The organism is Shewanella saliphila, assembly GCF_014648295.1.
Lineage (GTDB): Bacteria > Pseudomonadota > Gammaproteobacteria > Enterobacterales > Shewanellaceae > Shewanella > Shewanella saliphila.
In genome coordinates this window covers 1-11,586 of the sequence record NZ_BMQV01000075.1, presented here as the reverse complement: position 1 = coordinate 11,586, position 11,586 = coordinate 1, and the positions used below count along the sequence as shown (strand labels likewise).

Annotated in this window: 12 protein-coding genes; 6 read left to right on the top strand and 6 right to left on the bottom strand. The window is 41.3% G+C overall.

What is annotated here, in order from left to right; translation table 11 throughout:
• Window positions 1-469: 469 nt before the first annotated feature.
• Window positions 470-1,897, bottom strand: coding sequence for a cytochrome c oxidase accessory protein CcoG (gene ccoG / locus IEY48_RS19830; protein ID WP_188923277.1), 1,428 nt, complete (start codon window positions 1,895-1,897; stop codon window positions 470-472).
• Between the two features lie 76 nt (window positions 1,898-1,973).
• Here ccoG and IEY48_RS19825 point away from each other — a divergent pair, with 76 nt between their 5' ends.
• The 3 genes from IEY48_RS19825 (at window position 1,974) to IEY48_RS19815 (ending at window position 3,755) form a co-directional block, all read left to right on the top strand.
• On the top strand, window positions 1,974-2,321 hold the full coding sequence (locus IEY48_RS19825; RefSeq protein WP_188923276.1) for a hypothetical protein: 348 nt from the start codon (window positions 1,974-1,976) through the stop codon (window positions 2,319-2,321).
• A 98-nt stretch (window positions 2,322-2,419) separates the two neighbouring features.
• A complete protein-coding gene (locus tag IEY48_RS19820) occupies window positions 2,420-3,334 on the top strand; it encodes a 1,4-dihydroxy-2-naphthoyl-CoA synthase (protein WP_188923275.1) in 915 nt (304 codons plus the stop codon).
• A gap of 199 nt (window positions 3,335-3,533) precedes the next feature.
• The gene (locus tag IEY48_RS19815) at window positions 3,534-3,755 is read left to right on the top strand and encodes a DUF2061 domain-containing protein (RefSeq protein ID WP_188923274.1); all 222 of its coding nucleotides are present in this window, start codon (window positions 3,534-3,536) and stop codon (window positions 3,753-3,755) included.
• Between the two features lie 11 nt (window positions 3,756-3,766).
• Here the strand turns inward: IEY48_RS19815 and IEY48_RS20575 are convergent, their stop codons facing one another.
• On the bottom strand, window positions 3,767-3,892 hold the full coding sequence (locus IEY48_RS20575; protein WP_268244304.1) for a hypothetical protein: 126 nt from the start codon (window positions 3,890-3,892) through the stop codon (window positions 3,767-3,769).
• Between the two features lie 378 nt (window positions 3,893-4,270).
• Here IEY48_RS20575 and IEY48_RS19810 point away from each other — a divergent pair, with 378 nt between their 5' ends.
• Window positions 4,271-5,872, top strand: a complete 1,602-nt coding sequence (locus tag IEY48_RS19810) for a methyl-accepting chemotaxis protein (protein WP_188923273.1) — start codon at window positions 4,271-4,273, stop codon at window positions 5,870-5,872.
• Window positions 5,873-6,035: 163 nt separating this feature from the next.
• Here the strand turns inward: IEY48_RS19810 and IEY48_RS19805 are convergent, their stop codons facing one another.
• Both IEY48_RS19805 and IEY48_RS19800 read right to left on the bottom strand, forming a co-directional pair.
• Window positions 6,036-7,106 (bottom strand): alcohol dehydrogenase family protein, encoded by a 1,071-nt coding sequence (locus IEY48_RS19805; RefSeq protein WP_188923272.1) that lies wholly within the window; start codon window positions 7,104-7,106, stop codon window positions 6,036-6,038.
• Entirely contained in the window at window positions 7,106-7,624 is a 519-nt protein-coding gene (locus IEY48_RS19800; RefSeq protein ID WP_188923271.1) for a TetR/AcrR family transcriptional regulator, read from the bottom strand. Before IEY48_RS19800 ends, IEY48_RS19805 begins: the two co-directional genes overlap by 1 nt.
• Before the next feature lie 317 nt (window positions 7,625-7,941).
• On the opposite strand from IEY48_RS19800, the gene IEY48_RS19795 reads away from it, so the two are divergent.
• Window positions 7,942-9,135, top strand: coding sequence for a class I SAM-dependent rRNA methyltransferase (locus IEY48_RS19795; RefSeq protein WP_188923270.1), 1,194 nt, complete (start codon window positions 7,942-7,944; stop codon window positions 9,133-9,135).
• A 125-nt stretch (window positions 9,136-9,260) separates the two neighbouring features.
• Entirely contained in the window at window positions 9,261-10,325 is a 1,065-nt protein-coding gene (locus tag IEY48_RS19790; protein WP_229786598.1) for a CDP-glycerol glycerophosphotransferase family protein, read from the top strand.
• 97 nt (window positions 10,326-10,422) lie between these two features.
• Here IEY48_RS19790 and IEY48_RS19785 read toward each other — a convergent pair whose 3' ends face one another.
• Together IEY48_RS19785 and IEY48_RS19780 are read right to left on the bottom strand one after the other, a co-directional pair.
• Window positions 10,423-10,839 carry an FAD synthase family protein gene (locus IEY48_RS19785; RefSeq protein ID WP_188923269.1) on the bottom strand — a complete coding sequence of 139 codons (417 nt, stop codon included), beginning with the start codon at window positions 10,837-10,839 and terminating at the stop codon, window positions 10,423-10,425.
• Between the two features lie 348 nt (window positions 10,840-11,187).
• A partial coding sequence (locus tag IEY48_RS19780) for an ISAs1 family transposase (protein ID WP_188923268.1) occupies window positions 11,188-11,586 on the bottom strand: 399 nt, incomplete at its 5' end.

Genomic DNA, 11,586 nt, shown 5'->3' with positions numbered 1-11,586 from the left:
ATTATTCACTACATTACTGCAGTGTCATATAACTATGAACATTCTCATCATTGAGTTAAATTTTTTGATTGCCTACGTTCCGAAGAACAAGAAGACAATTTCGAATAACTCAATACCTGTGAATGTTCACACAGATTTCTTGTTTTGATTGTTAAAGAGCGTTGATGCCTTATTTCGTGCATCGCCGTTAGACGCTAGGTCGTTGGCTTGGGAGGCGTATTTTACGCTTTCCCGTGTTGGCGTCAAGTGTTTTTTCAAACTTTCTTTTCACCGTTGAAAGTTTCAATTTGAACCTTCCAACCTGTCAGCGACGTCTGCCGTGTCAGTGGTTGCGCATTATAGGGAGCTTAAATTTTTGTGCAAGCGTAAAAAGCAGAAATATTGCAAAAACATGACTGAGAGATGTTTTTTCAATCGAAAAGAACAAAAAAGGGACTATTCGTCCCTTTTTTGGCTATTTTGCTCAGTTTTAACCGCCAAAAAATCGAGTTTCTTGTTTTATCTCTACTGGATTGCCATCAATCTCTGCAGTGATTTTAATATCAATCTTGGTAATGGTTCTTTTCAGTTCAATTGGGTCTACTGCAATACTCACCGGTAATGTTAAAACTTCACCCGCCTCAATAGAGACATGCTTTGGCCCAATCCATTGTGCATTGGGCAAGCCTTCAACACTTAATTCATATTCTTGGGGTTGCTCAGTTTTATTGAGGATTTTTAATGTGAATGTATTCTCGGTATTACCTTGGTTGTTTTCTCTGAATAACGAATTACGATCGCGGATGACATCCATTCTAACGGGTGCGATGGTGGCACTAGCATAAATGAATAACATCACCATTACCGTTAATACCACTCCATAACCAATTAGCTTTGGACGTAAGACTTTTTGTTGTACACCTTCGAGTTTGTTTTCGGTGGTGTAGCTAATTAAGCCTTTGTCATATCCCATGCGCTCCATTGTATTATCACAAGCATCAATACAGGCTCCACAGTTAATACATTCATATTGTAAACCGTTACGGATATCGATCCCTGTTGGGCATACCTGCACACACAAGTCACAATCTATGCAGTCACCTAACCCCATTTCTTTTGGATCTTGCTTACGGGTACGTGGACCACGAGTTTCACCTCGCGCCGAGTCGTATCCAACTATATAAGTGTTCTTGTCAAACATTGCAGCTTGGAAGCGTGCATAAGGACACATGTGAATACACATGATTTCTCGCATCCACCCTGCATTACCGTATGTGGCAATCGTAAAGAAGATGATCCAGAAATAGATAGCACCACTGGCATTGAGGGTAATAAAGTCGATATAAAGCTCACGACTAGGGATAAAATAAGATACGAAGGTTGTGGCGGTAATGAGTGAGACGAGGAGCCACGATGTATGTTTTGCCGTTTTACGCCATAACTTGTTAAAGCTCCATGGCATTTGGTCAAGCTTGATACGTTTATTACGTGCACCTTCGAACTTTTCTTCAAACCATATAAAGATGAAGGTCCACACGGTTTGCGGGCAAGTGTACCCACACCATACCCGGCCAAGGTATGTCGTCACAAAAAACAGCCCAAAGGCGGCAATGGTAAATAGAGCGGCCAGTAATGTTAGGTCTTGTGGCCAAATGGTTAAGCCGAATACATGGAACTTCTGTTGAGCAAGGTCAAACCATACTGCTTGACGATCTCCCCAGGGTAACCATGGTAATAATAAGAAGAAAGACATTGCCACCCACCCCATTTGGCGACGTAACTTAGTCCATAGCCCATCAATAGCACGAACGTAAATACGGTTGCGTGGATTAAATCGGTCTGCTTTACTGGCATCTGGTTGATGGATTTTGATACGTTGGTGTTTAGCGAAATCCTTGGGGTTAGATTCTTTCGTCATTTTACAGCCTTACTGCTTTAATATTGAACGACAACTAGCTTATTATATAGGTAATAACACATTATTGGATAAAAAGATGAGAGGCTGGATAGGTTTAGCAATAATCGCGGGAGTTGTATATTACTTCGCGACTGAAACTGACAAGCTTGATAAGCCAATTAATGACATAAAAAGTATGTTTACTAAGGCTGACAATAAGCTTGATTCTATGACGGGTACTAAAATCATTAAAATAGACAAGCATATACCACAAGTTAAATCAGAAATTCGAGAACGGTTATCAACGCAAGAGAGCCGAGAGTTAGATAGAGTGTTTGCCAGTAATGAGTCTATTACTGAGTTTAAAACTCAATATTGCAATAGTAGCGCACGTCATTCAGTGTTTTCCAAAGAGAACTTACAATTTATTTGCGATAAAATTTGATATCTGAGTTAGTTAACGGTTTTATGGTAACAGATTGACCTAAGTAACAAATAAGCCTAGCCTTTATGTAAAATTTACAATAGGGGTTAGGTTTTTTTATGACGCAATCACACACAGAATCGGTATCTGACATCTTTGACCCAGCCTTATGGGATGTTGTCGATGGGTTCAATTTTACTGATATCACTTATCATCGAGCCAAATCACAAGGCACTGTCCGTATTGCGATTAATCGGCCTGACTGTTTAAACTCATTTCGCCCCAAAACGGTAGACGAACTTTTTATAGCATTAGACCATGCCAGACAATGGTCTGATGTGGGTTGCGTGCTACTAACCGGAAACGGCCCTTCCGCAAAAGGTCAGCATTCATTTTGTGCCGGCGGCGATCAGCGTATTCGCGGCAAAGATGGCTACAAATACGAAGGTACTGAAGAAGGCCAACCCGATGTTGCCCGCATGGGGCGCCTGCATATTTTAGAAGTACAGCGACTTATTCGCTTTATGCCTAAAGTGGTCATTGCGGTTGTGCCCGGTTGGGCTGTTGGCGGCGGCCACAGCTTGCATGTAGTGTGTGATTTAACACTAGCATCTAAAGAGCATGCAGTATTTAAACAAACTGACCCTGATGTTGGCAGTTTTGACTCTGGATACGGTAGCGCCTACCTAGCGAAAATGATAGGCCAAAAACGCGCCCGTGAAATCTTCTTCCTTGGCTTTAATTACACCGCCGAAGAAGCCTTTAATATGGGTATGGTTAACCGTGCAATTCCACATGCAGAGCTCGAAACAGAAGCATTAGCTTGGGCCAAAGAAATTAACTCAAAATCGCCTACAGCAATGCGCATGCTTAAGTATGGCTTTAATATGACAGACGATGGATTAGTGGGCCAACAGCTATTTGCGGGAGAAGCCACACGTTTAGCTTATGCAAGCGAAGAAGCGCGGGAAGGACGTGATGCATTTTTAGAAAAGCGCGACCAGGATTTCTCACGTTTTCCTTGGCACTACTAAGGCTTAACTTATCTACAAAGTAGATGCCTAGAACACTGCAACCTCATTAATAATAAAAGTCCTTTTTAAGGGCTTTTATTGTTTTATGATAAAAAAAACAATCCTAATCGAAATTATCATTTGAAACAATCGAAGCAACCCTCTTTACTTGATAATGAGAACTGTTATCATTTAGGTAAATCAACAGGGGGAATTCATCATGAAAAAGACTATTAGCTTTGCCATTTTACACTTCAGCGTCGCATTTACGATTACCTATTTATTAACAGGTAGCATTGTTATCGGTGGTGCGATTGCCTTACTAGAACCCGCTGTGAATACTGTGGTGTTTTATTTCCATGACAAAGTATGGAAGAACATTGAGTCTAAACAGGCTCACTCAGTAGAGATATCAACAGAGTCGGCTCAGCTTGCTAGCTAGTCACATCATGGTTAACGGATAACCATGATGTCGCTAGCCGCTAGGCTATATGAGCTTAACGCTTGTAATACGCTTGCTACTCGCATAGATATCAATAACAACTTATCGACTTTAGTCACTGTACAAGTGTTACCCATAGGTCTCGATACAACAAAACGATACTCAATCTTGGCTTAATTGCGCCATGGGCATCATTATGCTTGAAAGCTAACATCTTACACTCGAGTGCAGTTATCGAAACAGCGCTTTGAGCTTTATATGACATACAGCTCCTAATTACAGTACGTCATATAGATTCACTCCTCACTTATCCGAAATATAACCTCAGTTTACAACCATAATAGAAAGCATCGATTAAGTGATGTTTATATTTTAAAGAAGCTATTAAGGCTGCCGATACATTTTTTAATAAAACAATCTACACTTGATCCTCAACATTTGATCATCAACTGAACATAAAACCTCACTTGTCAGGTCTTATCCCTTATCTTTCTATAAACCTAAGGTATCGCCCAATGCTTGAAGCGTTTAACACCATAAAAGCCCGTATTTTGTTAGGTTATGCTGCCACGGTAATGATGACCTTGATTGCCGCAGGCTTACTCAGTAGCAGTAACCAAACGGTTAAACACGAAGTGGCAGGGTTTGTGGATGACACTTTACCTGCGCTAAAAAGCATTACCAACGTACAAAGCCATGCCAAAGAGTTAGTGTTAATAGGGTATTCTCTTTACGGTACTACGATTAATGTTAGTGAGTTTAGCCAACAAAAAAACACTCTTGCAGAACAACTTAACCAGCAGTACCAACAACTAAACTCAGTGATTTCAACACAGCTAATGCCACAAATTGATGCGCTTTATACCGCGCTGTCAGCATTAGAAGCGACCATGAGTCAAGCCTCTGTTGACTGGGATAAAGCTCGTGAACAATTGAACTTACTCAATAATAGCGCCAATGAATTAACGACTAAACTCGACAACCTAGCACAGGATATTTCAACGCAAGCCAGCCAAAATGCCATCAATATCCAAACCGAACTGGGCGATAACACCTTGCTGATTTACATACTGGTTGGCCTTATGGTATTAGTCGCAATGGGTGCTTATTTAGCGGCACAAAAACAAATTGCTAGCCCGATACAGCAACTGTCAAATGACCTGACTCGCATAGCACAAAACCGAAACTTAACTGCGACATTGTCAGACGAATGCATTGTTGAGATAGGGAATGTGGCCACCAGCGTGAACGGATTAATTAATGTATTTCGCCTTGGTATGAACGATGTACATGATGCCATTGCCAGTATCAGTCAAACCGTGGCGCACTTAAGCCATACAACTGACACATCGTCGTCATCGGTTGATGAGTTACAACACTCTATTGTGAGCTTAGTTGAAGTAATGTCGCAGCTAGAACAACACATGGAACAAAGCGTTGAGCATTCTCAAAGTGCATCAGATTCTGCACAACAAGGCGCGCAAAGTATGGCGGCAGGGCAACAAGAAGTACAACACACGGCCAATAGTATTGACGAATTAGCGGATGATATTGAAACCACCGCCAGCATGTTACTGACATTGCAAAACTCAGGTAAGCAAGTGTCTAATGTAGTAAAAACCATTGCTGAAATTGCATCACAAACCAACCTGTTGGCATTAAATGCCGCCATTGAAGCGGCTCGCGCGGGTGAGTCTGGTAGAGGTTTTGCTGTGGTCGCTGATGAAATTAGAACATTAGCGATACGCACGCACCAATCAACGGTAGAAATTAACACCATGCTGGCCAATATTGTCGACTCAATTCAATCCGCCGTGGGCAATATGACATCGAATCAACAAAAAGCTCAGGGATCGGTAGAGCTTGCTAAACAGTTGGTCATTACTTTAGAGCAAAGCAGACAAACCATTTTGTCACTGGCAACGGTTAGCCAAGAAGCGGCAATGCTAGCGCAAGCCTCTCAACAACAAGCTAATACCGTTAAACGTAAAGTACTGGATTTCAGACTATTGGGTGAAACAGTATCTGAAGGAAATGCGCAAATTAGTATGGCAGGCAACAAGTTGAGCAACTTAGCCGATAAGCTCAGTGGTACCGTTGAACAATTTGAACGCTAAACTTATCTGTATTAAGGCTTATCTTGACGGCTTTGGTTTAGAACACGTTCAATAATCTGTCACTATCACCCTAAACAATAGCCACTTAACTGTTAATCAATATAAAAACAGCTTACCTGCTAAAGTAAGCTGTTAATTGATCAGCAACAGATACGCCTACGAATTAACTTTTATCAACTGTAGAGACTGTTAATACAAACTTACCCACATAATGTTTTTGTAAAAACTCCTCTTGCGCGGCATCGATCTCTTGTAACGGGAAAGTCTTGGCAATAATAGGCTTAATTTTGCCTTGCTCAATACAATTAACAAGATTTTGGAACACTTGTGGCTCAAGTACCGTACAACCAAAAAAGCTTAAATCTTTTAAGTATAATGTTCTGATATCAAGTTCAACTAATGCACCACCAATGGCGCCAGACACTGCATAGCGACCATTACCACCTGGTTTTAGCACTGATAAAAACTGCGGCCATTGTTCACCGGCCACAAGATCAATCACCACATTAACGCTGTTATCACCTAAAACATCAACCAAATCTGCGTCTCTGGCAATAACCTGATCGACACCTAAATCGAGCAATTGCTGGTTTTTACTTGGGCTCGTTATCGCAATAACATAAGCGCCGCGAGCCTTAGCTAACTGCACTGCAGCAGAGCCCACACCGCCAGAGGCGCCAGAAATAAGCACACGATCACTAGCCGTTACTTTTGCTCGAGTTAGCATGTTTTCTGCTGTTGAATACGAGCAAGGAAACGAAGCTAACTCAGCATCGGTTAATTCGCTATTAATGGCATAAGCGTGTTTGTCAGCCACTACGGTATATTCGGCAAAGCCGCCGTCGCATTCAGAACCCAAATACCAAGGTAACGCTAGAGACTGCCCCTTCACATGTCGCAAACAAGGTTCTATTAACACCCGCTCGCCAATACGTTGCTGATCGACATTTTCACCTACAGCAACAATCACACCGCAGACATCAGCACCTTGAATGCGTGGAAATGTTAACGGGTTACCAGACCAACTTGCATCTTCGCTATCGCCTTCTGCTTTTGAATACCACGCGATACGCGTATTTATGTCGGTATTATTCATCCCAGCAGCTAACACTTGGATCAACACCTCATCTGCGTGTGGGGTTGGAACCGCAATATCGGCACGGTATTGCAGCATTTCAGGACCACCATGTCCGAGTAGTTGCACGCCCTTCATAACACTTGGAATGGTCTTCATTATAAGTTTATCTCCATAAGTTGCTTAACCGTTTGATGCGCCGACACAATGGCCTCCTCCCCCAATAAAGGCCATGCACTTGATATACCTTCATGGAGTAAAAATAACTGCGTGGCTAAGTCAGCTCGTAGACTTTGCTGAGCTAAAAACTGGCGCACATCTTGTTTATGCTGCTTTACTGCTAAGATTATTTCAGCATTATCAGGAAAGGCTGCTATGGCGTTCATCGACATACACCCATGTGGGGCATATTGCTGCATCCATAATTTAAGTTGGGTAAAAATATGTTTTACAGCTTCAATTCCTGTAGCTGGTGAGCCTTGTTGTAAAAAATCCAAATAACGTTGATGACGGTAAGCAAGCGCACCAATGATCATCGCCTCTTTCGACGGATAATGTTTATATAAGGTACGTAAACTCACCTCACATGCTGCCTTTAACTGCGCCACACTAGGCTCAGCAAAGCCATATTGGCTAAATGCCTGTTCCAATCGTGCAGCAATTTGTTGCTTTAACATTACACTTACCTGGTAGAGTGTTCATTCTACACGCAGGGTAGAATAGTTACTCTACCCTGTCAAGTGTCGTCAATACGACTTTGTTGCAAGGTAACCCTCTGTGCATTTAATCATTACTCTGTGAATCATATTGCCGTTTACTGTAGATATTTACTTCAATAGAGTACTTAATTGTCAGGTTTTTATACCCAAAACACGCTATGATCTGCACTCATCGCAATACGCTAATGTCATCAATATAAAATGCCTAATCACAATGGCAACGATGACTCGCATCGCGAAATTTTATTCACTTTTTATCGACATTAGGCAATACCATGGCTATCAGAATTAAACTTAAACCCGGCCGCGAACGTTCATTAGACCGTCGCCATCCTTGGGTGTTTTCCAACGGCATTCACAACGTCAATGGCGGCAAACCTCAAGCCGGAGACACGGTTGACGTTGTTGCACACGACGGCCGCTGGTTAGGGCGTGGCGCCTGGTCACCCGAATCGCAGATTCAAGTCAGGGTATGGACTTTCGATAAACAAGAACAAATTGATAGCGACTTTTTTGCAAGACGCATTAAACGCGCTCAAGCAGGACGTGATGACCTTATTATTGAGCAAGGGCTTACGGGATACCGTTTAATTGCAGCCGAGTCAGACGGGTTACCCGGTATCACCATTGACCGTTACGCCAATGTGCTTGTATGCCAACTACTCAGTACTGGCGCTGAAAAATGGCGCGACACCATTGTGGAGCAACTGGTACTGCAATATCCAGATTGCGCAGTATATGAACGTTCTGATGTTGATTCACGTAAAAAAGAAGGCTTAGCGCCAGTAATGGGGTTACTGCACGGTGAATTGCCACCAATGCCTGTCATCATTGAAGAAAACGGCATTAAAATCGCAGTCGATGTGGTTAAAGGCCATAAAACCGGTTTTTATTTAGACCAACGTGACAACCGCGCGATGGCGGCTCGTTTCGTTAAAGGAAAATCGGTACTCAATTGTTTTTGCTACACAGGCACTTTTGGTTTGTACGCAGCAAAGGCGGGCGCGGCCAGCATTGAAAACGTCGACGTATCAGGTTTAGCACTGCAAACAGCACGCGACAACATGGCGATTAACAACCTTAATGATGATCATGTTAACTACAACGAAGCTGATGTTTTCAAGCTTTTACGCCAATATCGCGATGAAGGAAAAACCTTTGATGTCATCGTGCTTGACCCACCTAAATTTGCCGACAATAAAGCGCAGCTAGATGGCGCATGTCGTGGTTATAAAGACATTAACATGATTGCGATGCAGTTACTGAACCCAGGCGGCATCTTACTGACCTTCTCTTGTTCAGGCTTAATGCAGTCAGACTTATTCCAAAAAGTAGTGGCCGACGCAGCATTAGATGCCAAGCGTGAAGTGCAATTTGTTGAGCGTATGCATCAAGCAAGCGATCACCCTATCAGCAGTGCATTCCCTGAAGGTTATTATCTTAAAGGTTTGGTTGCCAGGGTTTGGTAATAAAATCTAATTACTTAAAAATCAACGACATTAATAATTAAAATATTTACCCTCTCTAGCTTAATAGGCTTACGGTATGTGTTAGTGTTAATGTCAAAAAAGACGTAAATGTAGGTGTTGTTAACGTGCTTGAACAATCAAATAATAATTTAAAGGCAGTAAATGAGATGCGCTATTTATTTTATGTAACATTGTCATACTCTTTTAGTGTACTTAGGCCTCTTGAAATTGCGATTAAAAAACGTGGTGGCAAAGTGGCTTGGTTTATACCAAAAGGAAGTGAGGCTGAAAAGTTTCTCTTATCTAGTGATGATCGTTTGGCTGACGTTAACCAAGTCAAAAAATTTGATCCACAAGCAACGTTAGCACCTGGAAACTTTATTCCTGATTTTTTCCCGGGGATAAAAGTACAAGTTTTTCATGGCTTCGATTCCGGCAAAAAAGGCAAATTCAATATACGAGGCTTTTTTGACTTATATTGCACACAAGGCCCCAACATTACCCAAGGTTTTAGCTCAATTAATGATGGGACTTGTGAGGTAGTAGAAACCGGCTGGTCAAAGCTTGATCCATTATTTTCATTACATCAGGATACTGAAAAATATCAGTCTGAAAAACCAGTGATCTTGTATGCCCCTACTTTTTCACCCAGCTTAACCAGTACATACGCCTTACATCCATTTATTAAGCAACTCGCTGAAACTAAAGATTGGCAATGGATTGTAAAATTACACCCCAAAGCAACCGCTGAAGAAGTGGCAATGTTTAAAGCTTTATCAAGCAATAACTTACGCTTTGTTGAAACCGGAGATATTATACCGCTGCTACAAGCTGCCGATATCATTTTATCAGACACTTCTTCAATACTGACTGAGTTTGCTTTACAAGAGAAGGTTGTTGTCGCGCTAAATAATCGACGCCCAGAAGAATGGATGGTTAACTTTCAACAGCCATCACAATTAGAGCAGGTGTTAGAGACCGCTTTACAACCAAATGAGAGTTTGTTGCAAAAGATAAAAACGCATTGTGGTTCAATTCATCCTTACAAAGATGGCCAGTCGAGTGAGCGGGTATTAAATGCGATTGATAAATTGGTTGCTTCAGGAACATCTCACCTTAAAGCAAAACCTTTTAACTTAATTCGTCGGATAAAAATACGAAAAAAATTAAAGTATTATCGTTGGAGTTAATTCTTTGCGATAAAGAAGAGCTATGACGTTTAATTTAATTATCGCCCTTATAGGTAACCACGATAAGGGCGTTAAATAACAAAGATGACTCTGTAGGCTATTTGATTTTACTTAACACGTCTCGCAGTATAGAACTCGAGGTATGAGTCGTATAAGAAAAGTACATGATCTCTACGCCTAATTTTGCAAAATCTTTTTCAATTTCAATCCACTTGTCAGTACCTTTCCAATCATCACCAACAAACATTTTGTCGAACTTTAGGTTGTTCCAAGCTTCTAGTTTGTCATAGCTCATTTGTGGCACGACTTCATCTACAAACTTTATTGCTTCCACAATCTCCAGGCGTTCTTGAAATGGAATCACCGGCTTTTTATTTTTAGCCGACATAGATAATTCGTCACTTGTCACCCCAACAATGAGGTAATCGCATTCAAGCTTGGCGCGCTTTAACACATTGAGATGACCAATATGGAACAAATCAAACACACCTGTGGTATAGCCAATTTTTTTCATATAAAACCCAATTAACAAATGGATATCAAACCCGTTGTCCACATTATGCCATGATGTTTGCAATGACAGAAATCAACTTATCAACTCATTCCATATTCAAATAAAATAAATGTTAAGCAGCATCAACGACAAGTTTGATACATTAGGTTTATGTGACGGCTCTTGTTAACTACAGTATCAAGCATGTTCCAAACAGTTTCGATTATGTTTTTTATAAATAGGTTATTAAGGGTGATTTGATAAGCGCAGCCAAGCTACCATTTTCCAGTAACGATATTGATATACACCCCAACCACAATAATCGCTAGCATTGCTGCAATAAAAGGGGTTGTATTGGCCAGGGGCTGATTACACTTTTTGACCAGCGCCAAAAATAATCTCTTCCCTGAAATCATCACTCCAACAAGCCCTATTGAATTTCTGATTCTGGCTTGTTTTAGCGGGATGTAGCTTCACTAGATTTAATGCCCAACGCCTTAAAATAGCCAGAATACTGGCACCATCTTCATCATACATCTTCTGCTTATCTTCTTGAAATAGTGTATCTAAAAGCCAATGCTGATTATTTTCCGTTTGCCAGTGAACCCTAATCGCTGTACCAAAGGTTTCTGATGTCAATATTGCACTGCTGACATAAAAGTGTGTATCTATACTGGTTTTGTTACCTACTTTTCGATGACGCTCTACTGCGATTAATGTTTTTAATTGAGACCATTTCATCTTTATCTCAGCGGGTAAATTCAATGG